At 62.2% G+C, this 25,808-nt stretch carries 19 protein-coding genes and 4 pseudogenes; 21 read left to right on the plus strand and 2 right to left on the minus strand.

Annotated elements, in window-relative coordinates:
• Positions 1–634: 634 nt before the first annotated feature.
• The 4 genes from NLM15_RS07805 to NLM15_RS07815 all read left to right on the plus strand — a co-directional run bounded on the left by NLM15_RS07805 (position 635) and on the right by NLM15_RS07815 (position 6,898).
• A complete protein-coding gene (locus NLM15_RS07805; RefSeq protein WP_254116409.1) occupies positions 635–892 on the plus strand; it encodes a hypothetical protein in 258 nt (85 codons plus the stop codon).
• A gap of 616 nt (positions 893–1,508) precedes the next feature.
• A complete protein-coding gene (locus tag NLM15_RS43950) occupies positions 1,509–1,760 on the plus strand; it encodes a CopG family ribbon-helix-helix protein (RefSeq protein ID WP_375166823.1) in 252 nt (83 codons plus the stop codon).
• A gap of 1,423 nt (positions 1,761–3,183) precedes the next feature.
• Positions 3,184–4,587, plus strand: a complete 1,404-nt coding sequence (locus NLM15_RS43670; protein WP_305887430.1) for a GGDEF domain-containing protein — start codon at positions 3,184–3,186, stop codon at positions 4,585–4,587.
• A gap of 847 nt (positions 4,588–5,434) precedes the next feature.
• Entirely contained in the window at positions 5,435–6,898 is a 1,464-nt protein-coding gene (locus NLM15_RS07815) for a bifunctional diguanylate cyclase/phosphodiesterase (RefSeq protein WP_254116410.1), read from the plus strand.
• 808 nt (positions 6,899–7,706) lie between these two features.
• On the opposite strand, the pseudogene NLM15_RS07820 reads toward NLM15_RS07815, so the two are convergent.
• A pseudogene (locus NLM15_RS07820) lies at positions 7,707–8,302 on the minus strand (transposase); the annotation flags it as partial.
• Positions 8,303–9,053: 751 nt separating this feature from the next.
• Here NLM15_RS07820 and NLM15_RS07825 point away from each other — a divergent pair.
• The 17 genes and pseudogenes from NLM15_RS07825 to NLM15_RS07905 all read left to right on the plus strand — a co-directional run.
• A pseudogene (locus NLM15_RS07825) lies at positions 9,054–9,329 on the plus strand (IS256 family transposase); the annotation flags it as partial.
• Positions 9,330–9,838: 509 nt separating this feature from the next.
• Positions 9,839–10,891: a KamA family radical SAM protein gene (locus tag NLM15_RS07830; RefSeq protein WP_254116411.1), complete on the plus strand. Its 1,053-nt coding sequence runs from the start codon at positions 9,839–9,841 to the stop codon at positions 10,889–10,891.
• Between the two features lie 15 nt (positions 10,892–10,906).
• On the plus strand, positions 10,907–12,508 hold the full coding sequence (locus NLM15_RS07835; protein ID WP_254116412.1) for a gamma-glutamyltransferase family protein: 1,602 nt from the start codon (positions 10,907–10,909) through the stop codon (positions 12,506–12,508).
• Positions 12,505–13,317 (plus strand): 7TM domain-containing protein, encoded by an 813-nt coding sequence (locus NLM15_RS07840; protein ID WP_254116413.1) that lies wholly within the window; start codon positions 12,505–12,507, stop codon positions 13,315–13,317. The genes NLM15_RS07835 and NLM15_RS07840 overlap by 4 nt, the downstream gene beginning before the upstream one ends.
• A 28-nt stretch (positions 13,318–13,345) precedes the next feature.
• The gene (locus NLM15_RS07845; RefSeq protein ID WP_254116414.1) at positions 13,346–14,392 is read left to right on the plus strand and encodes an ATP-grasp domain-containing protein; all 1,047 of its coding nucleotides are present in this window, start codon (positions 13,346–13,348) and stop codon (positions 14,390–14,392) included.
• A 68-nt stretch (positions 14,393–14,460) separates the two neighbouring features.
• Positions 14,461–15,259: pseudogene (locus NLM15_RS07850) on the plus strand (transposase); the annotation flags it as partial.
• A 918-nt stretch (positions 15,260–16,177) separates the two neighbouring features.
• A complete protein-coding gene (locus NLM15_RS07855) occupies positions 16,178–16,330 on the plus strand; it encodes a cytochrome P450 (protein WP_254116415.1) in 153 nt (50 codons plus the stop codon).
• Between the two features lie 9 nt (positions 16,331–16,339).
• Positions 16,340–17,542, plus strand: a complete 1,203-nt coding sequence (locus NLM15_RS07860; protein ID WP_254116416.1) for a cytochrome P450 — start codon at positions 16,340–16,342, stop codon at positions 17,540–17,542.
• Between the two features lie 92 nt (positions 17,543–17,634).
• Complete coding sequence (locus NLM15_RS07865; protein WP_254116417.1) at positions 17,635–18,924, plus strand: cytochrome P450; 1,290 nt, start codon at positions 17,635–17,637, stop codon at positions 18,922–18,924.
• A gap of 1 nt (position 18,925) precedes the next feature.
• Entirely contained in the window at positions 18,926–19,234 is a 309-nt protein-coding gene (locus NLM15_RS07870; protein ID WP_254116418.1) for a ferredoxin, read from the plus strand.
• Positions 19,221–19,676 carry an SDR family oxidoreductase gene (locus NLM15_RS07875; RefSeq protein ID WP_254116419.1) on the plus strand — a complete coding sequence of 152 codons (456 nt, stop codon included), beginning with the start codon at positions 19,221–19,223 and terminating at the stop codon, positions 19,674–19,676. The genes NLM15_RS07870 and NLM15_RS07875 overlap by 14 nt, the downstream gene beginning before the upstream one ends.
• The gene (locus NLM15_RS07880; protein WP_254116420.1) at positions 19,676–21,019 is read left to right on the plus strand and encodes a cytochrome P450; all 1,344 of its coding nucleotides are present in this window, start codon (positions 19,676–19,678) and stop codon (positions 21,017–21,019) included. Before NLM15_RS07875 ends, NLM15_RS07880 begins: the two co-directional genes overlap by 1 nt.
• A gap of 128 nt (positions 21,020–21,147) precedes the next feature.
• On the plus strand, positions 21,148–22,146 hold the full coding sequence (locus NLM15_RS07885) for a polyprenyl synthetase family protein (protein ID WP_254124176.1): 999 nt from the start codon (positions 21,148–21,150) through the stop codon (positions 22,144–22,146).
• Between the two features lie 131 nt (positions 22,147–22,277).
• Complete coding sequence (locus NLM15_RS07890; protein WP_254116421.1) at positions 22,278–22,427, plus strand: hypothetical protein; 150 nt, start codon at positions 22,278–22,280, stop codon at positions 22,425–22,427.
• Positions 22,424–23,974 carry a hypothetical protein gene (locus NLM15_RS07895; RefSeq protein WP_254116422.1) on the plus strand — a complete coding sequence of 517 codons (1,551 nt, stop codon included), beginning with the start codon at positions 22,424–22,426 and terminating at the stop codon, positions 23,972–23,974. Before NLM15_RS07890 ends, NLM15_RS07895 begins: the two co-directional genes overlap by 4 nt.
• Positions 23,971–24,873 carry a hypothetical protein gene (locus tag NLM15_RS07900; RefSeq protein WP_254116423.1) on the plus strand — a complete coding sequence of 301 codons (903 nt, stop codon included), beginning with the start codon at positions 23,971–23,973 and terminating at the stop codon, positions 24,871–24,873. The genes NLM15_RS07895 and NLM15_RS07900 overlap by 4 nt, the downstream gene beginning before the upstream one ends.
• 52 nt (positions 24,874–24,925) lie before the next feature.
• Positions 24,926–25,321: pseudogene (locus NLM15_RS07905) on the plus strand (type 2 isopentenyl-diphosphate Delta-isomerase); the annotation flags it as partial.
• 90 nt (positions 25,322–25,411) lie between these two features.
• Here NLM15_RS07905 and NLM15_RS07910 read toward each other — a convergent pair.
• Positions 25,412–25,555 (minus strand): hypothetical protein, encoded by a 144-nt coding sequence (locus NLM15_RS07910; protein ID WP_254124744.1) that lies wholly within the window; start codon positions 25,553–25,555, stop codon positions 25,412–25,414.
• Between the last annotated feature and the right edge of the window lie 253 nt (positions 25,556–25,808).

Raw genomic sequence — 25,808 nt, forward strand, 5'->3', positions numbered from 1 at the left:
CCGGAGGGATACGCTGAAAGGCATTCTGAGAGCGATTTAGAAATTTGAAGCGGCGGAAATGAGCGGGCGGTGCCGTCATACAATCACTAAGCCCCGCGGCAATTTGCTCAAGACATCGGTTGTACCGGGCAATTGAAGCCGGGAAGAAGTGGCCCTCACTGGAAGGCAAGCCAATCGAACTTGATATCGAGATCGATATCAGCGGTCTCGGGGCCGCGGCCCCAGTCCTCCCACTTCGTGATTCCTCGGGTGTGGTGATAAGGAGCGGTGGCGGCACGGAAGTGACAATGCCTCATTCTGTGCTGATAGGTAATTTCGCGACATGGATATCGCTCAGCGAACCTTAAATAGCACTCGTTACGGTGCTATTTTCTTATCGGCACAAGGTCTTGCTACACTTCAGAAATGGTCAAGAAAGAAGAATCCGTCTTCGATAGACTTGCTTGCCTGCTCAAAGAGGGGGCGAGGACATTCCGGCGCGTCTGGCGCCGAATGTCCTTTGCATTTGTTCTGCCGGCGCTTTGCCCGGCCCGGATTTCTGTTCCATCGATGCTCCGGGTGGCTACGATGACCAGAAATCCTTCATGGGCAAAACCCGTCAATTGTGTCTCACATGCTCTGACAGCGAGCCCTGATGAACCAGAGCCTCTCGCTGATCAGTCTTCAGTTCCTGGCTGCTGCGCACAAGCCGGGTCGGTCAAACAAAAAAGAGATCGCAGATGCCATCCAATGGGTACTCCTCGCATTGAGGGTATACCGTGTCGGCTACCCGCGCCTTGGCGTCGACCGATTGTGCGGCAACCCAGCGACGAAAGTCGGCACTGCCGCTGTAAGCGCCACGGCGCTCGCAGTTAAAAAAGCCAATTTTTTCATTCGAGAGGCACTCCCTTAGATTGGTCTCAGCCGCCCTCAATGTGTCCTATATGGCGATCCCACGAGCTGTAAACTCCATGCTTTGATGGGATCCATCTACAGTATGGATGAGTATCGCGCCTTCGAGATCGCCGTTTGCGATAGTCGCATAATCCCGGGTCTAAGACTCGCAAACAGCATCGGTATGATCGGGACATGCTTCCGACAGGTCATGAAGCCTCCCCCGAGTGTCTCGAAGAGTACAAAGCGATCTACAAAGAAGCGTACGGTGAAGAAATCACCCGGCCCGACGCAGCTGAAATGACCCGCCGACTCCTCTCGCTCTACCAGCTCTTCGGCCGACCTTTGTCATATCGACGAAGAGCAGCGAGCCTCTCCATCGCCTCCTCGTCTCGATTCAGCACAGCCCTGATGCAGTCAAATGTATGCTGCCCCTCTTCGGTCTTCGAGTACTGCGTCATCCCTTTTGCCAGCTTGGCAATTGTGCCCCGTGAAATCGAACGTCGTCGACGACTCCCTTACTTGTTCATACTTAGTGTGAGAAACGAAAATAGCTCGCAGCTGAGCCATATTTTGCCGATTTGGCATGAACTCCGGTCGTGCATCAAAGAGGCGCGGCCGCTAGATTTCGACGCATGTCGCGCACCACGTCAATCTTCTCGGTTTCTTTGCCACCCGAGATGCTCGCCGAACTCGAGCGGGCGCGGAAGGTAGAGTCTCGCACTCGATCCGAGCTTATACGCGAAGCGTTACGCCGGTACTTCAGAGTGGATGCGTTCAGACGTTCGACTGGCCAAGACGTCTGCGAAACCAGCATAATTAGACGACCTTGGCCACAGCGTCGGTCAAGTCGGCCGTCGCCTTACATTTCCGACACTATGGGCTGAACCAGACATTGGTTGAGAAGGGAGGCACAAGCAAAGCGCAGCTCAGGCGGGACGCAGTCGCTCGAATTGCAAGCTGCCTTCCGAGCCGAAAGGGGAGATACCAACTCCCATCCTCTCAATCCACCACCATCGGCTGCTTATGGTCAAAGCGTTAGCAACGGCCCGTTCACGCGTGTGAAAGAAGATCGACAACCAGCAGCCTGGAATCGTACTCCTCGTACGTGCTAAGCATGATCTGGCCAACGGCCAAATTGTGCACCGGATCGATGACTGAGGGCGAGTCGTAAGTTAGTGGAACAGGGCGTTAATCAAGACCACAAAGTGAACGTAAAGTGGGTTCCTTCCCGGCAATCAAACATGCAGGTACGACCGCAGCTGATCTTCTCTGCAAAGTAGGCTGCGGTATCGTGATCGAAGCCGACGTACACTCCGAGGCGCTTCGGAGCGAGCTGCAAGCGCGCCCCCGTTCCATAGTGCTGCAAGCTAGGTAACGAGCCGCTGAAGCGACAGTTGTAATCGTACTGGAATCCGTTCGCGTTATTTCCGCGTACAAAGACGCCGGTCCTGCTGTAACCCCCGCGTTTCCTACTCATAGACGCTCACAACTTCGCGCCGAAGGCCGTGCGCAAATGCGGTTGCTGCCGCGGCAGCTCGAACTGGTTTCATTACGCAACACACCAACATGCACATCGCAATTGAAGCGCTTGCCGGCCGACCTCGTTGCGCGAGGAACCTACAAGGTTTGGCAGGCGGCTAACTCAACAGGATTAGGTATGCTAAAGGCTTCTGTTGTGCAGTTCCAAACGAAGGAGGCCTCAGATGGTCTACAAGAAACTCGTCAGTCAAAGTGTGCTGACGCTTACGCGTGTTGCTCATCACGCGTGTTGGTTCGGAGTCGAACCAGTAACGGGCTATTGTCGCGGCGGCGCTACCGGCGGGCGGCAGGCAAACGGATGAGTCGGTAATACGCAGAATCCTTCCCTCAACGGGCTCATGATTTGCTCGTCTTCCAATGGTGCGTTTTCGAGCGCCCCACAGACCTAGCAACTCGTGGCAGCAGCCGGGACCATCTGCTGAAACGCACACGAAACACTAACCGCTCAGCAGAGCGGGTAGGCCGAACGTGATGGGCTCGAACACCTGAATGCAGCTTACGGCCTGCTGATCCCAGCCGCGTGACCTGGGCCGCTTCTGGACGACAAGGCCGATCCTATCGGCGCCGCCGACTGTTTGACGGGTGCAGCAGACGAAGGGAAAGCACCGGTACGGCGGTGATCGCGCGGACCGCTTTTTGAATGGCCTTCCGACCGCGACGCACCGCGGCTCCTTCATCTGAGTAGTACAGCCGGGACCGAAGGTGCTCTAGGTCAGCGTATCCTCGGAGACGCTCGAGAGCAGGTCATCATGGGTGACGGTAAATCATATGAGCACCAATCTTGCGGTACACGAACCGACCAACGCACTCCGGCTGGTTACACAGGCGTATGTGAGCCTTCTACTCATCGCCTTCGCCCTGATGCCCGCCCAGTTCATCACCTACCTGTATTTCCAGCAGGATCCCGCGCTAAAATTCGAAAATCACCTGTTCCACGAATTCGCGATTGCTGTCGCCACCCTCGAAGGGCTATTCGTCACCTATGTGACGTGGCGTTGCTACCAGTCTTCAGGCGAACCTCTGTTGCGTTGGTTGACGCTGGGTTTTCTCGGCTTCGTGCTGATCTATTCTCCGCACGGCGCCTTCACCGGGATGGCACATCGCAATATTTGGCTGTTTCTGCTCTATGGGCCGGCATCGCGTCTTGCGATGTCGATTCTGCTCTTTGTTGGGCTGCTCAGCTACAACCAGCCGTCAGACGAGGTCGAGAAGCGTTCGGATACGCGCACGTGGCTGATATGGATCGGCCTATTCCTGACGATGGACATAGCCGTCGCCCTGATCGCCTACTCCCCCTATGCGGGACATCCCGCGGTACGCTTGTCCATGGAGGGCGGCGCACTGGTGTTCAGCACGTTGAACGTCACAGCCATGCTCATGCGACGGATTCACTCGCCGCTCATGCTTATTTTCGGCATTTCGGTCGCGTGGTTTGCGCTATCGTCGCTCGCATTCATTCTGGCGGCGCCCTGGAACCATATGTGGTGGCTCGCTCACGCGATCTTTGCTAGCGGGTTCTTTCTGCTCAGCTATGGTGTTGTCCAGGCTTTCCGAACGACGCAATCATTCTCGACTATCTATAGCCAGGAAGAAATGACGGCTCGCCTGACCGAATCGATGGCCGAGACCCAAAGGGCGCTCCAGCAACTGCAACTGAGCAATCAAAGGTTGGAACGCCTTGCCGCCACTGACCCACTAACCGGTGCCGGAAATCGGCGCCACTTCATCGAGCATATCGGCCATGAGATCGCGCGGGCCAAACGAAGCGGTGCTCCATTATCTCTGCTGTCAATCGACCTCGATCATTTCAAGTACATCAATGACTCACGCGGTCACAGTGTCGGCGATGAAGTCCTCCGCGCATTCGTGCGAAAGTGTCTGGAAGCGATCCGCCCTTACGACTCTATCGCGCGCGTGGGCGGTGAAGAATTTATGGTGTTGCTGCCGGGAGCGACGCTCGACGCGGCTTGCGCGGTAGCCGAGCGCCTTCGATCGGCTATCGCACGCGCCGCGTTCGATGTCGGAGCCCAACCGTCTGTTGGTGTCACCATCAGTGTTGGGGTATCGGAGTTCGGGCGCGATGGAGACACGCTTGACGGATTCCTTAATGTCGCCGATCAGCGGCTCTATCGCGCAAAATATGAAGGTCGCAATCGTGTGATTGTCGCCTAGGCCGCTTCCCAGGAAGCGCCATGTCGTTGATTGGTACGGCGTTGTTCAATAGCTTTCGTCTGTCGCGCGTTCAGACTTCTGCGTTGGCGGAACGCATGAGATATTCATGTCGAAGATCGAGGTCGACGGCGTAGGCAAGATGGTGTTCCGACTCTACCGATCCTTGTCGCGAACGCAGGCCGCCCCTGTGGGCGGTCCGAAGCGACGGAGGCCGATAAGTCGACGCCGTCAAGGTCCGGATCGGAGGGCCACTGTGACAAGACCCTAGCGGACTGGTCGCGGATGTCGCGCCCGAGCTTGGTTTCAGCGAGCTGGCGGTGGCCGACTTCTAAGCTTCTCGTCCACGACACCGGCAGCTTTTTCGTCGACCATCGCGACATCGAGAAGGTTCCTAGGTCGCGACACTGGTGCTGCCCTCGGGCCATCGTGGCTGCGAACAAAACGTAGATCGCGTCTTGCTGTACACGGTGTGTGAGCCGCTTTAACGTCGTAAGCGAACTTGCCGGGTATCGAAACCACTCATGCCGGGGACGACTATCGCGATCCGAGGGCAAGGCGCGTTTACCGTCGCGGCTTGCGAAGCGTTAATCCGGCGCACAACATCTGGTATTCAATTAACATCTGTGCTATCTATAAGAAACTCACTCTTGAACAACCAGCCTCAGCGAAGGTTCGACTGTGATGAGTTTGTCGACTCCACGATCACGCGTATTGCACGCCGATTGGTTCGATTGGCGTAGTTCTGCCACAAGGGATTTCGTTGCACTCTTTGGGGGCGTCGTTCTCGCCTCGATTTTGGTGCATGTCTATGAGGTTGGACCTCTTTTGTTCAGCTGGGGCGGGCTATATGGATACGGCACTCAACGACATCGTATTCATCATATTCGTCGCGTTCTTCCTGTGCGCTGCGCTGACAATTTTTAGTGTCCGCCGCTATCGAGATCTCGCCCGCGAAACCAAAGCGCGAGCCATTGCGGAACGAGAAGCGCGCGACCTAGTGCGACACGATCCATTGACCGGCCTGCCAAACCGTGGCCTGTTTGATGAAAAACTGGATGCGTGCCTTGGCCTCGCCCGCGACAAGCACCAGGTGGCCGTTCTGCTGCTTGGCCTTGATGGCTTCAAGAGGATCAAGGACACGCATGGCCACGCAGCGGAGGACAAGGCGCTATGCGAATTTGCCAACAGGGTCGCCGACATCTTGCGCAAGGATGGCGTCCTGGCGAGGATTGGAAACGACGAATTCGGGATTGTCCTACCAGCTATTAGCTCCCTTGAGGTTCCCACCAATCTGGCGCACCGTATTGTGGCGTCCGCCACTGAAACCTTCGCGATCGAAACGGGGGCAGCCGAGCTTGGGGTTGGAATTGGCATCGCCATCGCTCCGATTGACGGCGTCAATCTCCACGAATTGGTCAGGCGCGCAGAACGTGCACTTTATCGCGCACAAGGCGATAGCAGGTCGCGTGTCCGCTTTTTCGAGCCAGAGATGGACATGCATGTCGAGCGGCGCACTCAGATCGAGCGAGAGCTTCGCAGCGCTATCACGGCCGATATTATCGAGCCGTACTACCAGCCGCTAGTTTCACTCAAAGGTAATTGCATTATCGGGTTCGAGGCACTGGCGCGTTGGGAGAACAGGACATTGGGGCGTATTCCGCCCGACGTGTTTATTCCGATTGCGGAGGAAACGGGTCTCATCAACGCGCTTGGAGATCAGCTTTTCCGTCGCGCTTGTTTCGACGCCAATGCGTGGCCGGAGGCGTTTACGCTTGCCTTCAACATTTCCCCCATTCAGTTGCGTGATCTCTCGCTTGGACAGCGGATTCTATCGATCCTTGGGCAAACCGGGTTTAGTCCCCGCCGCCTGGAGATTGAAATTACCGAGAGCGCGTTTGTGGAAAAGACCGGGGTTGCGAAGACCGTGATTGATGTGCTCCGCCAAGCGGGCGTCCGCATCGCGCTAGATGATTTTGGAACGGGTTATGCTACGCTGAGCCAGCTGCTTTCGTTTCGTCTCGATAAGATCAAAATAGACCGCAGCTTCGTGTCGCATCTCAACGACAGTGCCGACAGCCGGGTGATCGTTCGTGCTATCCTTGGCCTTGCCAAGGGATTTGGCTTGACGACTACCGCCGAGGGCGTCGAAGACGCAGGCCAACTAGACTTTCTGGTGGCCAATGGTTGCACAGAAGGACAAGGCTACATGTTCAGTGATGCCGTCCCAGCCGCCGGTATCAATGCCCTGCTTAATCGCGAATCCGGCCGCACGACGGTCGCTGAAGATGGAACAAGAAGCCTGCATGCGTGAGACGGCGTGCTCGGTTGTTCGGAGCGGATTGGCAACAAGATGCCATCTATGTCGGCTTCTCGAGCATGATCCAGAGAAGTGAATATCGGTTTTTCGAGAAGGTCACGTTGAAACAAGAAGATGGAGCAGGACGATGGTTCGAAGATCAGCCATCACGCTCCAAATCTGCGATGGGGATGAGCTGTCGTCCAGATGAATTCCGGGCCATCGCGGACCGGGCAGAGGAACGGGGCGACCTCGTTCGATGTCGCCGGGCTAGGTAGTAGTAGTTATCCAGCAGAATGCGGTTCTTGAGGACCTGGTGCCAACGCGCGATCTTTCCCTGGGTCGGGGATGACACGGCGCGCCGCGTACACGCCGCATGCCTTTCTTCTCGAGCCACCTGATCAGATCCATCGTAAGCGTCATTTTGAACCCACCTTCTCGTGACGCGAGAGATAGGCGAGGTTCACGATTTCTTTGAAGGAATCGGCTCGTGTCTATGCTTGACCATACACTGAAGTCGGATGCGGCGGCGCGCCGGCTCGAAGTGATCAGGGAGACGGACGACGTCGTTGGTTCCAATGATGCCAAGGCCCGGATAGTCGAGGAGACGCTGGCACTAGGTGCGGTCATTTTCCGACGTCGGCGTGTGCCGCCGCCTTAACGCTTGTTGTAGAGCCCGTCAGCAGTCTTTTGCCGAGCTCGTGATAGCCGTGGGGATGTCCCGATTGGTGTTGAAGTATGTCGGGCCGACGTTGCCGGAATGGATGTTACGCGGCCCTCGTGGACCTAGGCAACGGGGTTGATCGTCATGCGATTGTGGCGAATGCGCCTTCAATCGTCGGAAGCCCTTGTTGGCCTCGATCATGCCGGCCGCGACCATCGCAAGGCCGTACCGGCGTCCCGCCGGAGTTTGACGTTGCGCGTGACGCGGCGAATGGTGCCCATCGTGTTCTCGGCGATGTTGGTACAGGCGAGCGATCGACGAAGCTCCTTCGGCAACTTCAACCGGACGACAGTCAGGATTTCATCGAGGCCTTTGAGGATGCTGGCCGCTACGCCGGGCCATTGCTGGTCGAGTCGACGCGCGAGATTGCGGATCAATTTTTCAGTCTTGTCGGCGTCATCGAGCTCCCAGGCCTAGCGCAGCACCCGACGGGTGGCCGCATGATGCTCTTTCGGCAGGCGTTCCATGATGTTGCGCGCCTTGTGGATCTGGCAGCGCTGGCTCGCAGCGGCCGAACCAAAGGTGCGGCGGATCGCCTTCGACAACGCTTTGGCGCCGTCGGCGATGAACAGTCTTGGCACCGTCGGGTCGAGCCCGCGCGAGACCAGGTTGTCCAGCAGGGCCTGAACCGTTGCGGCATTCTCGGTCGCCCCTTCCACCAGCGCCAGCGGATGCTTGTTACCTTCGCCGTCAACGACCTCTTCAACAGAACCCGGGACATCCCCGGTCGATTGCGTGCTCGTCGTAGAATAGGATAGGGTTGTCATAAACCTCCGCCGCGATCGTACACATCAGCGCATCACGCCCTGCTACACTAAGCCTCTGGAAGAGCACGCATCACAATCGGCCCGGTCATGTTTTGATCTCGCCACGTTCATCCTCAGGCTCGAACTTGCGGCAGAACTGTCCGGGCATTTGAGTCGATCCAGGATCGGCCGATCTATATCGAAAGATCAACCGCCCTATGATCGACGAGGGCAAGGCGACGCCGGCCGAATATTGGGTCGGGCTGCAGTACGACAAGATCAAGGCTGGCTCGAGCAACACGAGAGCAGGAACGTTCGTGAGGATGCTTCAGGCCGGGAGAGACCCAGTTCAGTCCGTCAGTCATAGACTGTCCGACTGAAGTGAGCGAACTGAGGTCTCGCGCCGGTTAGCACCCCCGGTATCCCGCTCAGTGAGCGATCCAGAAATCACCAGGCGGAGCGGAAACGCTCAAGAGTCTGAAACCGACATCAAGACTTTTTCGCCAGCTTCGCTCAGCTGACGCGCCAGGCCTGTTTGCAATCCTCTGCCAACCCCTGATCAGATGGTGGCAGGACCGCCTGCGGCCAGCTACCAACTCGAGCTCGCGGCTCATCGTATGCATCGGTCTGCCCGCACCTTCGTTCTCCTGGTGTCTCCGTCCCGATGCTCGCATCGTACGCTACGATCTTGAATATCGCAGCGGAACATCGGCACCGAGAAACTCTGATACCGGTTACCAACCCCATCGAAAACACCTTCGCTACCGTGCCCCACCGCACGATCGCGCAAAGAGCTGCCTGTCGAGCAGGACAGCCCTCGCGATGGTCTTTAAACTGGTCGAAGGAGCCCAGAAAAGCTGGCGCCGTCTCGATGGGGCACAACCAGCCAAAACACGTTCTCGGTGTGACATTCAACGATGGGGTCGAGGTCATCGTACAACAGATCGACCGTCAGCCCGCAACCGCCGCCGGCTGACCGCCTCGGCGGTCACCAAAATTTGGCGATAGCTCGTGCGTCGCTGCACGTCCAAGACCCGCTTCAGTGCCTCGCTCTCGCGCTCAACCTCATGCAGTTTCGCAGCCGCAAGTCGCGGGTGAAATGACCCATAAATGGGGGCATCCCCCCAATCTCATGACCCAATCGTGACACGACACAATGATGGAAATACAAGATCTCCCTCCAATGCGGTACGAAGATGGCGGTGAACCGCGTAAACTAAACCATTTCTGCAAGACCGCGCCATTGGCATGCCAATTGCTTGTCACGAATTGTCGGATGTCGAGGAATAAACGCGGTTCTCCGACATTACTACAACGTCGAGTGACACTCGACGCGATCGCAGTATCCACTGCGCCGGGGGCTAACGCTTAGACTCCGTCTAATATGAGGATGGGAGTATCTTGATGCTTGAGTCAGTGCGGGAGGGTCTTGTATCCGAGGCACGAGTGCCGTCAGGAAAGAAGGTTCCCTCCGATGCTACGCTCATGAACTTCATCGAATGTGCGCGCTTCGTTCAAGAAGAAGAGTTGCAGGCGAATGACATCACGCAATACCACGTCACGAAGTTCTATCGCGAGCACATTCGAAAGAACCGATACTACGAGCAGCTGAAACATATAGTCGTGCCTTCGCTCAAGGAGTTCGAAAGTCCCGGAAGCCTTGACACGAGCGGCGAGCACGACAACACCGTCGTGCCCGGCTTGCAACACAAATACCCGCAGACAGGACTGCTGCTCGTCACCGATCGCTGTGCATCATATTGCCGTTACTGTTTCCGCAAGCGCATTGTCGGCAAGGATTCCGACGAGATCGCGCCGGATTTCGCTGAAGTGGCTCGCTACATCGGCGCGCATCCGGAGATGAACAATGTGCTGCTCTCGGGCGGTGATCCGTTCATCCTAAGCACCACCAAGCTCGAAATGATCGTCGACCACCTGCTGCCGATTCCGCATCTGACCTCCATCCGCTTGGGAACCAAGATGGTGGCCTTCTCTCCCAAGCGGCTGGAGGATCCGACCCTCGCTGCTCTGTTCCGGCACATGCGCGAGGCGGGCAAGACGCCGATCATCGTCGCCCACTTCGATCACATAGGCGAAATCTCGTCCGAAGCAGAGCATTGCATCCGCGGGCTGCGCGCGCATGGCGTCCAGTTCCTCAATCAGACGGTGCTGCTCGCGAACGTGAATGACGACCCCGCTATCATTGCCGACACCTTCGCCAAGTGCCATGAGATCGGCGTGCAGCCGTACTATCTGTTCCAGGGGCGACCAGTGAAAGGTGCGTCGCACTTTCAGGTGCCGCTCGCCCGCGGCATCGAGATCGCCAAAGGGGCCAATCAGCGGCTGAGCGGGATCCAGAAAACGTTCAAGTACATCATGTCGCATTATACCGGGAAGATCGAAATTCTCGACCTCGGCGACGATGGCCGCGTGTACATGCGCTACCACCAGAACAAATATCCGGACAAGATTGGCAAAATCTTCTCCCGCCCGTATGTTGAGGACGCCTACTGGCTCGACGATTTGCCGGAAGCCTGACCCGGAGCGTTCGCGATGCCGGCCGCAGATCGAAAGCCCCGCGGCGTTGCGCCCGCGGAGGGACGCAAGCCGGCAAGCCTGGCAGCGGTGGTGACGGCCTTTCCGCTCGCCACCGCTGCCAGGCTTGCCACATTGCGTGCCGGCGGCAACGCCATGGACGCAGCGGCAGCCGCCGCGTGGGCGTTGTCCGCCTGCGAACCGAGCGCGTCCGGGCTGGGTGGACAGACGTCGATGCTCGTGCGCCGTACCGACGGATCAATACGGATCATCGACGGACCGTCGCGCGCACCCGCGGCGGCATCGCTCGAGACGATCACGGCGGTCCAGCAGAGCCGCGGTCATCGCGCCCGCACGGTTCCGTCGGCTCCCGCCACTCTCGACTGGGCGCAGCGCCAATATGGCGTGCTTAGTCGCGCCCAAGTGTTGGCGCCGGCGATCGGGATCGCGGAAGACGGCTATACCATCACGCAGCTGCAGCATCGGCAGTGCCGATGGTTGGTCCAATATCCGCGCGCCGGCGCGGCGGCGGAGTTGTTCCTGCCGGACGGCCGACCGCCGCCCCTCGGCTCAACGTTCCGCCAGCCCGCATTGGCGGTCACGCTTCGCGAGCTCGTGCGTCGCGGCATCGAGGATTTCTACCAGGGCTCCATTGCCCGTCGGATCACGGCGGACATGGCGACGTACGGCGGGCTCATCACTGCGGCCGATCTCTCAGCCTGCGCTCCGCCGGTCGAGACAGATCCGCTATCGGTCGAGTACGCCGGCTGCCGGATTGTCAGTGCTCCGGCGCCGAACGGCGGCCCGCAGCTCCTCATGGCATTCAACCTGTTGAAAGAGCTCGCGGAGCACGGCTTTGCGAGATCGGAAAGCGGATGGCGCAAGGTGCTCGCCCTTGCCGTGTCGGCCGCGTTCCGCGAACGCGAGCACATGAGCTCGCAGCAGCCCGCGCTAACTTTGCGCGACCCGCTGAGTCAGGATCATGCAAGGCGGGTTGCGGCCGCGATTGCTGGCTCGCGAAAGCTCGCCTTCACGGCCGATTGCGCCGAAGAGCCCGGTGATGCAACCCATCTGGTGGTGTGCGACCGGCACGGCATGATCGTCAGCCTGACTCAGTCGATCCAATCGGTATTCGGCGCGAAGGTCGCCCACCGCACGCTCGGCTTTGTCTACAACAATTATCTCTGCACCTGTCCGCGCACACCGCATGCTCATGCGCTCGCGCCGCGGTGCCGGCCCCGCTCGAACATTGCGCCGACGCTGGTGTTGGGCGGCCCCGCCGCAACGCCATTGCTTCCATTGGGCGCGGCCGGCAGCCGCCGCATCATCTCGGCCATTCTCCAGGTCACGAGCGAAGTCATCGATCACGGCCGTGACATCGTTTCGGCCGTCAATGCGCCGCGCGCGCACGGGCTCGTGGGCGGCAAGGTCTGGATCGAGCGGCCGGCCGCGGACGACGCCTTGCTGAGTAGCCTCCTGGCGAGCGGACGCGAACCCGTCATCCGGTCACGCTATAGCTACGCCATGGCGGCCGTGCACGCGCTGCAGTTCTCGCCGGACGGCGGCGTCACGGGGGCGGCCGACCCCCGGCGTGACGGAACGGCGGGAACGTTCCAGTGATCGAAAAATCGACCACCCCGCCCGAGTCGACGCGCGCGAGAGCTAGGACCGATTGGCTCTTGGTCTTCTTGTTCGCGCTTCCGGTCGGGATCGCGCTCGCGAAGATTCCGGTCTTCCCGTCCGCCGCCGTGACGACAGGCTTTTTCTCGCTTGCCGACGTGCCTGTACATTTTCACGCCGCGGCCGAAAATGTGATGCTGGTAGCGCTGGGCGCCGTGATCGTCGCGGTTTTCCGGCTAACGCTCGGAGTGAGGGTCCTCAGTTTTTTTCGTCCCATCCTCCTGGCGATGGGGTTCGATATCCTGGGTATTCCGATCAGCCTCGCGTTCGTTCTAGCGGTGCTTGTGGTCATGGTCGGGCTTCGCCGGCTGCTCACGACCAATCACAACTACTCGCGCCTCGGCGTGCTGTTGAGTCTTGCCGCGGCGTGTCTGTTCGTCCCGTTGATAATCGGAAGTTGGTGGAATATCGCATGGCTGCGTGAGATTTCCCTGTTTCCTGTCATCGCGCTGTGCCTGACCTGCGAGAGCTTCGCTAAGGTGCTCGACCAGGACGGTTTGGCAGAGGCCCTCTGGCGGATGCTGATGGCGGTGATCGCAGCCGTCCTGATCGTGAGCTTGATCAAGCTGCCGGGCACGTTCAACTTCTTTCTCCGATTCCCCGAAATGGTGCTGGCGCTCGCCGGCAGCATTCTGCTGATCAACAGGTATCTTGACGTTCGCTTGTTCGAAGGCATGAACCCGTTCGCTCGAGAAAAGACGGGCCCCTTAGTTGAGAAGCGGATGCCGACACGCGGTCGGAGCAAGTGATGACTTGGAATATCAATTGGAGTCTGACATGCGCGCAGCTGTCGTTTGGAACAGCGATCGTTTGGGAGTGATCAACCGGTTCGGACAGATATGTCCCGAGGAATACGGGCGCAACGCCGTCGAAAACGTGATGGCGGCCCTGCGCGACGGAGGGCATGAAACCCTCCTTTGCGAGGGTGACAAAACCCTGCTCGCCACGCTGGAGCGGTTCATGCCGCCGGATCGCCAGGGGCGGCCGTCAGGCATCGTATTCAACATGGCCTACGGAATTCAGGGAGAGTGCCGCTACACGCATGTTCCGGCCATGCTTGAGATGGCAGGCGTTCCGTACACCGGGTCGAGCCCGCTCGGCCACGCGCTCGCCCTGGACAAGGTGATCACCAAGGAGCTCATCCGTGCTGCCGGCGTCCCGACGCCGAATTTCCAAGTCATGCGGTACGGCACCGAGGCGATCCGCGAGCTGCAGTTTCCGGTGGTGGTGAAGCCGCGTCACGAATCGACGAGCTTTGGTCTGCAGCTCGTGCACGAGCCGGCTCTGTTGAAGCCTTCCGTGGACGCGATCGTTGCGCAATACGATCAGGACGCGCTGGTCGAAGAGTACATTGACGGCCGCGAAATCTGCGTCGCATTGCTCGGCAACGAGGTGATCGAGACCCTGCCGTTGGTAGAGCATGATTTCGTCGACCGGCCCGTTCGCCTGATCACCTGGGAGGACAAGTCGCATCGCGCTGTGGCCGAACCCGAGAAAATATGTCCGGCCCTCGTGGACGAGGACCTCGCAAAGCGGCTACGTGACATTTCAGTCGCGACGTTCCGCGCGTGCTTCTGCCGCGATTATGCGCGCGTTGATATCCGCGTGGACCGCGCCGGACAGCCGTTCGTGCTGGAAATCAATTCCATGGCGGCGCTCGGGCAGGGCGCTTCGTATGTGCTCGCCGCCCGCGCGGCGGGCCTGGGCTTTCCGGCGCTGGCCAATCGCATCGTCGATGTCGCGCTGGCACGTTATGCATTGTCCGACAAAGCGGAGCCCGTTCCTGCGCAGCAGGGGATGTCCCGGGTTCTGTTGAATTTCTGAAGAGGTCGGCGTTGCCCACCTTCAGCCGGTAGGCTCGGGGTGCTGATTCCACAAAGGAGAGCAAGGCCATGACGAGAGATATCACACCAGCTGGTTGGCCTGCGACCGGGGCTGTGGACGAAGCGTTTGCAGAAGTGCGGGCGAGCTTCGATCGGTTCTGCCTTGCGGCAGGGATCGAGGCGCTCGGCATGATGATGGAGGCGGACGTCACGGCGGTCTGCGGGCCGCGCCACGGTCGCGACGCGGCGCGGCGGGCGCACCGTTGGGGCCGAACGCGGGGACGGATCGGCTTCCATGGCGGCAAGATCGAGGTCGAGCGTCCGCGGGCGGGGTGGACGGCCGCGAGGTCACGATCCCGAGCTGGGAAACGGCGGAGGAGGATTGGCTCGGTCGCTGGGCGATGAACCTGATGCTGATCAATGTGTCGACGCGCCGGTTCGGCCGCGCTGTCCGGCTGCCGACGTGCCGGCACCGCTCGGATCGGGAGTTTCGAAGTCGGCGGCCTCGCGGAGGTTCGTAGCGCTGTCGGCGGCGCGGCTGGCCGACTTCATGGCTGCCGACCTGTCCGCGCTCGACTTTCTGGTGGTCCAAATCGATGGGCTGCATCTCGGCGACGATCTCGTGCTGGTCGCCGCGATCGGGGTTGACGGCGAAGGCAACAAGCATCCGCTGGCGCAGGTGGAAGGGGCGACCGAGAATGCCGCAACGGTTCAGGCCCTGCTGGACAACCTGGTCTCGCGCGGGCTCGACCCGACGGTGCCAAGACTGTTCATCGCCGACGGCGCCAAAGCGTTGTCGAAGGCGAACCGCCGCACCTTTGGTTCGACCGCTGCGAGCCAGCGCTCCCAGATCCATAAGGCGCGCCACAAGATCAAGCAATGTCGGCGTGTCGCAACCAAATATGACAAGCCAGCAGCCAGTAACCTAGCGCTCGTCAAGCTCACATCTCATGCGGCATTGGCTACGTGCCTAGCGAGTCCGCGGCGCCCCAGCCGCCACGCCCGTTTTCCCAGTTCTTACCGTTGCCCCCGCACGTGACCGGGTTCGCGCTCGTCGTGCTACCGACCAAGCGGATCCGAACTCAGCTTCAGGAATCTATCGTCTACCTTGATGCCGAAGCGGTCGGGAAAGTTCTCGGCCGCATGCGACATGCAACCCAGCGAAATGTCCGAGAGGTATGCTTCGTTTTCCGGATAGCTACCGCGACATCGGAGTGTTTCCGGCAGACCTGCTGCAGCCAATCCGCATCCTTGAAATATAGCGCCAGGGCTGCCCCGCACATTCAGCGCGAGAGCAGGCTTTGTCGGGCACTTGCTGCGCCGGTTGTCGGCATTGAGACTCAATGCCAGAAACCTGACACTACGCGCCGCTACGAAGTGCCTGCTGAGCCTGCGAATTCACTTCGGCACGCGATTTGCTCTGTTCACGGCATCATCACCAATCGCGGTGTGACGGTCTTCGGGACGGACACGCCACGCGTCGCTGTTCGCGCCTGGTCGGTTCCGACGGTTTGCTGTGGCAATGACTTGCCGCTCGGTTGTGAACAGAGAAAATGCAGGGAAGTGTTGGATCCGATCTAGAGTTCTTCTTTTGGCAGCCACAACAATTGTGCTCGTCGCGAGCGGTGCAACCAAAGCGGCAGACCGTGAGCCAGGAGTGAAACTGCCACCGGCGGTGTGGGCTAGTCCGGAGGCTATGTTGGCGGACACGTCGGCGGCGGGTACGGTCGAACCTCCTTCACCAATCCCTACGGTCAGTCGATCTAGGGCGTGCCTGAGCGCTGCGTTGGCGCGCCTAAAATTGCGATGCGCCTTCCCCGCGCTGTTCGTGCGGCTGGAGGATCTCGCGCCTACCATCGCCGCGGAGGACGTCGTCTACATGCCGTCTTACGTCATCCTCGCCGCAGCGCCTGCCGGTCACCTTCCGCTTAGAGAGTGAAGTGCCACCATGTCCGAACAACCCTTGCCGACGCTGCCGATGTGGCGCGTCGATCACATCGAGCCCTCGCCTGAGATGTTGGCGCTACGCGCCAACGGTCCGATCCACCGCGTGCGCTTCCCGTCCGGGCACGAAGGCTGGTGGGTGACAGGCTACGACGAGGCCAAGGCGGTGCTGTCCGACGCGGCTTTCCGGCCCGCGGGAATGCCGCCGGTGGCATTCACCCCGGATTCGGTGATTCTCGGTTCGCCGGGATGGCTGGTCTCGCACGAGGGGGGCGAGCATTCCCGGTTACGCGCGATCGTGGCGCCGGCCTTCAGCAACGCCAGGATGAAGCTGCTTGCGCAGGAGGTAGAGGCGATCGCCGCGCAGTTGTTCGACACGCTGGCGGCCCAGCCCCAGCCCGCCGACCTGCGGCGCCACCTCTGCTTTCCGCTTCCGGCCATGGTCATCAGCGCGCTGATGGGCGTGGCCTACCAGGATCACGCCTTTTTCGCTGGCCTGTCCGACGAGGTGATGACGCATCAGCATGAAAGCGGCCCGCGCAGCGCGTCGCGGCTGGCCTGGGAAGAGCTGCGCGTCTACATTCGCGGCAAGATGCGGGACAAGCGCCAGGATCCGGGCGACAACCTGCTGACGGATCTGCTCGCGGCGGTCGATCAGGGCAAGGCGACCGAGGAGGAGGCGATCGGCCTGGCGGCGGGCATGCTGGTGGCGGGGCACGAGAGCACCATCGCGCAGATCGAATTCGGCCTGCTGGCCATGTTTCGTCATCCGCAACAGCGCGAACGCTTGGTCCGCGATCCATCCCTAGTGGACAAGGCGGTGGACGAAATCCTGCGCATGTACCCGCCTGGCGCCGGCTGGGACGGCATCATGCGCTATCCGAGGACCGACGTGACCATCGCGGGCGTGCATATTCCCGCGGAGAGCAAGGTGCTGGTCGGCCTACCGGCGACGTCGTTCGATCCGCGCCATTTCGACGACCCGGAAATTTTCGACATCGGACGCGATGGCAAGCCGCACCTGGCATTCTCCCACGGGCCGCACTCCTGCGTCGGCGGGGCGCTGGCCAGGCTGGAACTCAAGGCGGTGTTCGGTTCGATCTTCCAGCGCTTTCCCGGGCTGCGCCTCGCCGTGGCGCCCGAAGAACTGAAGTTGCGCAAGGAGATCATCACTGGCGGCTTCGAGGAGATGCCGGTGCTCTGGTGATGCGTCGACGCCGGGGATCGGGATCTTCTCCGCAATTTACCGGACGCGCCTGGTTCGCGCCGGTCAGATCATCCAACCAACAGGTAACCAAGATGGACGCGAAAGAAACAACGGCAGCTTGCCGCGATGCCTTCGACGAACTGGCGTCGCCAGCGTGCATTCACGACCCCTATCCGTTCATGCGGTGGTTGCGCGACCACGATCCGGTGCATCGCGCGGCGTCGGGCCTTTTTCTTTTGAGCCGCCACGCCGACATCTGCTGGGCGCTCGAGGCAACGGGCGATGCGTTTCGGGGACCCGCGCCGGGCGAACTGGCGCGCTATATCCCACGTGCGGCGACCAGCCTGTCGCTCAATCTGCTGGCCTCTACGATAGCGATGAAGGACCCACCGACGCATACACGTCTGCGCCGGCTGGTCTCGCGCCATTTCACCATGGGCCAGATTGAGAACCTGCGGCCGAGCATCGCGCGCATCGTCGCAGCGCGCCTGGACGGCATGGCGCCCGCGCTGGAGCGCGGGGAGGTGGTGGACCTGCATCGGGAATTCGCCCTAGCCTTGTCCATGCTGGTCTTCGCCGAACTGTTCGGCATGCCCCAGGACGACATGTTCGGGCTCGCCGCCGGCATCCGCACCATTCTGGAAGGCCTGAACCCGCACGCGAGCAATCCCCAGCTCGCAGCGGCGGACGCGGCCAGCGCCAAGGTGCAGGCCTACTTCGGCGGCCTCATACAGCGCAAGCGCACCGGACCCCGCCACGACATCGTGTCGATGCTGGTCGGCGCGCACGACGACCATGCCGAGACGCTGTCGGATGCGGAGTTGATCGGCATGCTCTGGGGCATGCTGCTGGGTGGCTTCACCACCACTGCTGCGACGATCGACCATGCGGTCCTGGCCATGCTGGCGTATCCCGAACAGCGGCACTGGCTGCAGAGAGACGCCGTCGGTGTGAAGGCATTCGTAGAAGAAGTCCTACGCCGCGACGCGGTCGCCCTGTTCAGCGCCACTCCGCGTATCGCCCAGCACGACATCGAACTGGGCGGCGTGGTGATCCCGAAGAACGCGGACGTGCGCCTGCTGATCGCGGCCGGGAATCGCGACCCCGACGCCTTCGGCGATCCCGACCACTTCGATCCCGCGCGGTTCTACGGCACCAGTCCTGGCATGTCGGCTGACGGGAAGATCATGCTGACCTTCGGCCACGGCATCCACTTCTGCCTCGGTGCGCAACTGGCCCGGGTGGAGTTGGCCGAGAGCCTGACGCGGATCCAGGCACGCTTCCCCAGGCTGGCATTGGCCGAGCAGCCGACTCGGGAGCCCTCGGGGTTCCTTAGGACGTTTCGCGCGCTGCCGGTGCGGCTGCATGCGCAGGGGGGCTGAGATGCGCGTCGTGGTCGACCAGCATTTGTGCGGAACCTTCGGCCAGTGCGCGCTGACTCTGCCGACCACCTTTCGCCAGCGCGAACCGGACGGCGTTGCCGAAGTGTGCGTGGCGACAGTGCCGCAGGCGCTGCACGCCGCCGTGCGACTCGCGGCCAGCCAGTGCCCAGTCGCCGCCATTCGGCTCATCGAAAGCGACGCTCGGGATGACAAGCGCGCCAGCGCCGACCCTGCGCCTTCTCCGGCGCAGGCCGACCAGCATGCCGCGAAAGACCATCGCAGTCCAGGAGGACACGATGAGATGGTTTGAAAGAAAGGTGGCCGTGGTGACCGGCGCCGGCACTGGTAAGGCATGCGTCCTCCTTATCGCGCGCGAGGGCGGCAAGGTCTGGGATCAGACCATGGCGACCAATCTGCGCGGCACCCTGCTCTGCTGCCGCCACCGCCATCCCACGGATGATCGCCCGCGGCGGTGGCGCGATCGTCAACATGTCGTCGTGCCAGGGGCTCAGGGGGTGACATCGGGCAGACGTCCTACGGCCGCGTCGAAGGCGGCGATGAACTTGCTGGCGGCCTCGCTCGCCAGCCAGTACGGTCACGCGCAGATCCGCTGCAAGGCGGTTGAGCCGGATCTCATCATGACCTGGCGTTTCCTCACCAAGCTGGACGGGTGCATGCAATGGCATCTGCGCCGGCACCAGCTTCTGCCTCGCCTCGGCCGCGCCGAAGCGGCTGCGGCGCCGCACTGCTGATGCACATGCTGCTCAACCCGCTGGACCGCCGACACCGGCTGCGCTACGACATCCCGGTGGTGCCCGGCGCTTTCCCCCTGGTCGGGCATCTTCCCGCGATTGTCTGCGACCTGCCGCGCCTGCTAAGGCGCGCCGAACGGACGCTGGGCAGCCACTTCTGGCTGGATTTCGGCCCTGCCGGACACCTGATGACCTGCGTGGATCCGGATGCGTTCGCACTGCTCCGGCAGAAGGAAGTGTCCTCGGCGCTGATCGAAGAGATCGCGCCCGAATTGTTCGGCGGAACGTTGGTTGTCCAGGACAGCGGCGCTCATCGGCAGGCGCGCGATCCAATCAAGGCGGCGTTACTGCCTAAGGGGTTGACCCAGGCCGGCATCGGCGAGCTGTTCGCGCCCGTCATCTGGGCGCGGGTGCAGGCGTGGCGTGACCGCGGCAAGGTAACCATCCTGCGCGAAACCGGCGACCTGATGCTCAAGCTCATCTTCGGCCTGGTGGGAATCCCCGCGCAGGACCTGCCTGAGTGGCATCGCAACTACCAGCAACTACTGCAGTTGATCGTGGCGCCCCCGGTCGACCTGCCCGGACTGCCCTTGCGGCGTGGCCGCGTCGCCCGCGACTGGATCGACGCGCAGTTGCGCCAGTTCGTCCGCGACGCACGGGCGCATGCCGCGCGCACCGGCTTGATCAACGACATGGTGAGCGCCCTCGATCGCAGCGACGATGCGCTCTCCGATGACGTACTGGTCGCCAATATCCGCTTGCTGCTGCTTGGCGGCCACGACACCGCCGCCTCGACGATGGCCTGGATGGTGATCGAGCTGGCGCGGCAGCCTGAGCTATGGGACGCCCTGGTCGAGGAGGCGCAACGTTTGGGCGCGGTGCCGACCCGGCACGCGGACCTGGCGCAGTTTCCGGTCGCCGAGGCGCTGTTCCGCGAGACCTTGCGAGTGCATCCGGCGACCACGCTCCTGCCGCGTCGCGCGCTACAGGAATTGCAAGTTGGCCAACGGCGCATTCCCGCGGGCACCGATATGTGCATCCCGCTGCTGCATTTCTCCACCTCCGCGCTGCTGCACGAGGCTCCCGATCAGTTTCGCCTGGCACGGTGGATGCAACGCACGGAGCCGATCCGACCGGTGGACATGCTGCAGTTCGGTGCCGGTCCGCACGTCTGCATCGGCTACCACCTGGTATGGCTGGAACTGGTGCAGTTCTGCATCGCCTTGGCGCTGACCATGCACAAGGCCGGGGTACGGCCGCGGTTGCTGAACGGCGTTGAAAAAGGCCGGCGCTATTACCCGATCGCACATCCGTCCATGAAAGTTCGCATCGGATTCTCATGAGCTGGCATCGCATCACATGTCCCGTGTCGCGAGGCAGGCCTTGCTGTACCCGATGCGACGCCTGCAACATTTCGGCAACTTGCCACTCGCCGTGGCCGTTTCCTGTCAGGCACTAGGATATGAAGAAGATGCAGACCGGTTCCTCACTATACGACGACCGGACTGACATTTCCGCGCTCGGCGGATTGGGCGCGCAGGCGCGCGGCACATCCGGCAGGCTGCTGCCGGAGATCTGGATGCAGGAGGGCGCAAAGTGGGTCGAACAGGCGCTGGCTCGTCTTCTCTGCGCCGAAGACGACGGTGAGACCGAGCTGTTGGCGGCGATGCGCTACGCCACCTTGCATGGCGGGAAGCGCACCCGCGCCTTGCTTTGTCTGGCTGCCGGTGCACTGGCCGACACTCCGGCGCACATGCTCGACGACGTTGGCGCCGCCATCGAGATGATGCACGCCTGTACCCTGGTTCACGACGACCTGCCCGCGATGGACGACGACGTGCTTCGCCGCGGGTTTCCGACCGTGCACGTCAAGTTCGGCGAAGCGACTGCGATCTTGGTCGGCGATGCGCTGCAGGCGCACGCCTTCCTGACCCTGGCGAACCTGGATGCGCCGGGCGACAAGCGTATCGCGCTCGTGCGCGAACTGGCACAGGCGGTGTCCGCCAAGGGCGCTGCAGGGGGACAGGCCATGGATCTGTCGCTGGTTGGAAAGCACGTCGACTTGGACAGGATTTTGGCCATGCACCGGATGAAGAGCGGCGCGCTAGTGTGCGCGTCCGTTCGCATGGGCGCGCTATGCGCCATCGCGGAAGATGCCGCAAACGCTGCGCTGTACTGTGCTCTCGATCGCTACAGCGCCTGTTTCGGCCTGGCATTGCAGGTGATCGACGACATTCTCGATGCGACCGCGGATACCGCGACGCTGGGCAAGACCCCCGGCAAGGACGCGGCGGCGCAGAAGCCGACCTGCGCGTCGATCATGGGGCTGCAGGCAGCGCGCCAGTTCGCGCTCGATCTGTTGCGCGACGCCGGAGAGGCCATCGCCCCGCTGGGGCCGCGTGCGGAACGGTTGGCGCAGATCCTGCAGCGGGCCAACACGTATCTGTTCAAGCACGCGCCATGCGCCTGAGCGAGCCCGTCCGCATGGAGTCGCCCCTGTGCCGCCGCTATCGGCGGACGGCAGCGGTGCATGCTGCACTGTGTTCGAGTCCGCGGCTGCAATCGCAGCGGTTGCCCAGCACGGATGCGCACAAGCGGCCTATGCGGCAGACCGGCGCCAGCATCGAGGCGCGTCGCCGCGCCGGAGCAGGGCGGCCGTCCGGCGCTGCCCATCCGGCGGGCGGCGACGTGCGCGGCGTTTGCCCGATCCTGGTTCTCGTCAAGTGTCTGCAGAAGGAACATCTCGCGTGAACGCGCTGTCCGAACGGATCCTATCCGAATTGCGCCACCTGCTGAGTGAGATGAGCGATGGCGGCAGCGTCGGTCCGTCCGTCTACGACACGGCGCGAGCTCTGCAGTTCCACGCCAACGTCAACAATCGGCAGGACGTATACGCGTGGCTCATCGCGCAGCAACAGGCCGATGGCGGATGGGGAAGCGCGGACTTCCCGCTGTTCCGCCATGCGCCCACGTGGGCGGCGTTGCTGGCATTGCAGCGTGCCGGTCCTCTCCCCGGCGCTACCGACGCAGTCCAGGCTGCAACCCGGTTCCTTCAGCGCCAGCCCGATCCCTACGCGCATGCGGTGCCGGAAGATGCCCCGATCGGCGCGGAGCTGATCCTGCCGCAGTTTTGCGGCGAAGCCGCATCCTTGCCGGGCGACGTCGCGTTTCCACGCTACCCGGCGCTGCTGCCGTTGCGGCAAGCGCGCCTGGTCAAGCTAGGGGCGGTGGCGATGTTGCCGAGGGGCCATCCGTTGCTGCACTCCTGGGAAGCCTGGGGGACATCGCCGACCACTGCATGCCCGGATGAGGACGGCAGCATCGGCATCAGTCCGGCGGCCACCGCCGCGTGGCGTGCGCACGCCGTGACACAGGGGAGCACGCCGCAGGTCGGGCGCGCCGAGGCGTATCTGCAGGCGGCATCGCGGGCGACGCGCAGCGGCATCGATGGTGTCGTACCCAACGTCTGGCCGATCAATGTGTTCGAACCATGCTGGTCGCTGTACACCCTGCATCTGGCCGGGCTGTTCGCGCATGCCGCGCTCGCCGAGACGGTGCGCGTGATCGTCGCGCAGCTCGACGCCCGCCTGGGCGTGCGCGGTCTCGGCCCCGCCTTGCACTTCGCGGCCGATGCGGACGACACCGCCGTTGCGTTGTGCGTCCTGCGCCTCGCAGGCCGCGACCCGACGGTCGACGCGCTGCGCCATTTCGAAATCGGCGAGCTGTTCGTCACCTTCCCCGGCGAACGCAATGCCTCGGTGTCGACCAACATCCATGCCCTGCATGCGTTGCGACTGTTGGGAAAGCCCGCCGCTGGCGCCAGCGCCTACGTCGAGGCCAATCGCAACCCGCACGGTCTATGGGACAACGAGAAATGGCACGTTTCGTGGCTGTATCCCACCGCGCATGCGGTCGCTGCGCTGGCGCAAGGCAAGCCCCAGTGGCGCGACGAGCGCGCGCTTGCGACGCTGCTGCAGGCGCAGCGCGACGACGGCGGCTGGGGCGCCGGTCGCGCGTCCACATTCGAGGAAACCGCCTATGCGCTGTTCGCGTTGCACGTGATGGACGGGAGCGAAGAGCAGACCGCGCGCCGGCGCATCGCGCAGGCGGTGGCGCGCGCGCTGGAGTGGATGCTTGCCCGCTATGCGACGCCTGCAATACCGCAGACGCCGCTGTGGATCGGCAAGGAACTGTATTGTCCCACCCGGGTCGTGCGTGTGGCCGAACTCGCGGGGTTGTGGCTGGCGCTTCGTTGGGGGCGGCGCGTCTTGGCCGAGGGAGCAGGAGCGGCGCAATGATCCAGACCGAACGCGCGCTGCAGCAGGTGCTGGAGTGGGGGCGCTCCCTGACCGGGTTCGCTGACGAGCATGCCGTCGAAGCGGTCAAGGGCGGCCAGTACATCCTGCAGCGCATCCACCCGAGCCTGCGCGACACCAGCGCCCGCACCGGCCGCGATCCGCAGGACGAAACGCTGATCGTGGCGTTCTATCGCGAACTGGCGCTGCTGTTCTGGCTCGACGATTGCAACGACCTTGGCCTGATCGCGCCGGAGCAGCTCGCCGCGGTGGAGCAGGCGCTGGGGCAGGGCGTGCCGTGCGCGCTCCCCGGATTCGAGGGCTGCGCTGTGGCGCGCGCTTCGCTGGCCGCGCTCGCCTACGATCGTCGCGACTATGCTCAGCTTCTCGACGATACCCGGTGCTACTGCGCGGCGCTGCGCGCCGGACACGCGCAAGCGGCAGGCCCGGAACGCTGGTCCTACGCCGAGTACCTGCACAACGGCATCGATTCGATCGCCTACGCGAACGTGTTCTGTTGCCTGTCGTTGCTGTGGGGACTGGACATGGCGACCTTGCGCGCGCGTCCGGCGTTTCGTCAGGTCCTACGGCTCATCTCCGCGGTAGGGCGCCTGCAGAACGATCTGCATGGACGCGACAAGGACAGGTCGGCCGGCGAGGCCGACAACGCGGCGATCCTGCTGCTGCAGCGCTATCCCGCTATGCCTGTGGTGGAGTTCCTCAACGACGAGCTGGCCGGCCATACGCGGATCCTGCACCGGGTGATGGCGGAAGAACGCTTTCCCGCGCCGTGGGGACCGCTGATCGAGGCTATGGCGGCCATCCGCGCGCAGTACTATCAGACCTCGACCAGCCGCTACCGCAGCGACGCTGCCGGGGGAGGCTACCGTGCGCCGGCCTGAACGCGCGGGAGCCGGCGGCGTACGCGCGCTGCCGTCGGTCCGATCCGACGCAATGCCGTCGCCCGATGGGACGGATGGAGCGAGCATCAGCGACACCGCCTGAGCCGCGCAATCTGGACCTCGTGCTAGATCGGCGAACGGCGCCGGCCACGTTCGCCGCCGGCTGAGTACATCCGGTTCGAACACTGCGCATTGCCCGAGTTGGACCTGACGCCTCGCTGCTGGGCAAGACTATGCGGGCGCCGCTGCTGATCAGCTCCATTGACCGGCGGCATGCCACGCGCCGAGGCCATCAACCGGCGTCTGAGTGAGGCAGCGCTCGCCTTGGGCATCGCCATGTGCGTCGGTTCGTAGCGCAATCCCGCAACTCCCAGGGGCGGACGCGCCGCTGCGCCGCCTGGCCTCAGACATTCTCTTGTTGGCCAATATCGGCGCCGCCTCGGCGCGGCCGACCGTGTCTGCGATGTCGTCGGCGACCTTGGTAAGCATGCCCGAGCAGTTCCCCAACTTCGCCCATCGGGCGGGTCAGCACCACCTGTCAGGGCACCGCACGTGCCCGCCGCCACAAAGACAAATGGGAGCCGGTCTTGTAATGGTGATAGCGGTCGATCGGGACGTGCGTCACGTGTCCGGCGATCAGCCCATGACTGGAGCCGACTGCCTCCACGAGCGCCTCGATCATGCGCGCGATCAACTCAGGTGCCCGCGCAGCCTGCAGGCTTAGGTGTTTCTATTCGCCGTCAGGGCTTGTGAGACAAGTTGAAGGGTTTTTCGGGGGGAGGATTTCTGATTCATCGTAGCGTAAGCGGCAAAGAGACTCCGACTGACGGAGTGGGGATCGATCGGGTATCGGCTGCTGAGCTTGTGAGCCGATGTGAGCTTCTATGTCTGCGCCTAGTTCTGGAACTCAAACCTTCCATATGATCAAAGCGGTC

Source organism: Bradyrhizobium sp. CCGB20, assembly GCF_024199855.1.
GTDB lineage: Bacteria > Pseudomonadota > Alphaproteobacteria > Rhizobiales > Xanthobacteraceae > Bradyrhizobium.

What these genes read in the sequence shown, in the direction of transcription:
- NLM15_RS07875 (WP_254116419.1), top strand. Translation starts at nt 19,221, where the DNA reads ATGAGATGGTTTGAAAGAAAGGTGGCCGTGGTGACCGGCGCCGGCACT.
- NLM15_RS07890 (WP_254116421.1), top strand. Translation starts at nt 22,278, where the DNA reads ATGCGGCAGACCGGCGCCAGCATCGAGGCGCGTCGCCGCGCCGGAGCA.
- NLM15_RS07865 (WP_254116417.1), top strand. Translation starts at nt 17,635, where the DNA reads ATGGACGCGAAAGAAACAACGGCAGCTTGCCGCGATGCCTTCGACGAA.
- NLM15_RS07880 (WP_254116420.1), top strand. Translation starts at nt 19,676, where the DNA reads ATGCACATGCTGCTCAACCCGCTGGACCGCCGACACCGGCTGCGCTAC.
- NLM15_RS43670 (WP_305887430.1), top strand. Translation starts at nt 3,184, where the DNA reads ATGAGCACCAATCTTGCGGTACACGAACCGACCAACGCACTCCGGCTG.
- NLM15_RS07845 (WP_254116414.1), top strand. Translation starts at nt 13,346, where the DNA reads ATGCGCGCAGCTGTCGTTTGGAACAGCGATCGTTTGGGAGTGATCAAC.
- NLM15_RS07870 (WP_254116418.1), top strand. Translation starts at nt 18,926, where the DNA reads ATGCGCGTCGTGGTCGACCAGCATTTGTGCGGAACCTTCGGCCAGTGC.
- NLM15_RS07815 (WP_254116410.1), top strand. Translation starts at nt 5,435, where the DNA reads ATGGATACGGCACTCAACGACATCGTATTCATCATATTCGTCGCGTTC.
- NLM15_RS07835 (WP_254116412.1), top strand. Translation starts at nt 10,907, where the DNA reads ATGCCGGCCGCAGATCGAAAGCCCCGCGGCGTTGCGCCCGCGGAGGGA.
- NLM15_RS07885 (WP_254124176.1), top strand. Translation starts at nt 21,148, where the DNA reads ATGCAGACCGGTTCCTCACTATACGACGACCGGACTGACATTTCCGCG.
- NLM15_RS43950 (WP_375166823.1), top strand. Translation starts at nt 1,509, where the DNA reads ATGTCGCGCACCACGTCAATCTTCTCGGTTTCTTTGCCACCCGAGATG.
- NLM15_RS07910 (WP_254124744.1), bottom strand. Translation starts at nt 25,555, where the DNA reads ATGATCGAGGCGCTCGTGGAGGCAGTCGGCTCCAGTCATGGGCTGATC.
- NLM15_RS07860 (WP_254116416.1), top strand. Translation starts at nt 16,340, where the DNA reads ATGTCCGAACAACCCTTGCCGACGCTGCCGATGTGGCGCGTCGATCAC.
- NLM15_RS07830 (WP_254116411.1), top strand. Translation starts at nt 9,839, where the DNA reads ATGAACTTCATCGAATGTGCGCGCTTCGTTCAAGAAGAAGAGTTGCAG.
- NLM15_RS07900 (WP_254116423.1), top strand. Translation starts at nt 23,971, where the DNA reads ATGATCCAGACCGAACGCGCGCTGCAGCAGGTGCTGGAGTGGGGGCGC.
- NLM15_RS07805 (WP_254116409.1), top strand. Translation starts at nt 635, where the DNA reads ATGAACCAGAGCCTCTCGCTGATCAGTCTTCAGTTCCTGGCTGCTGCG.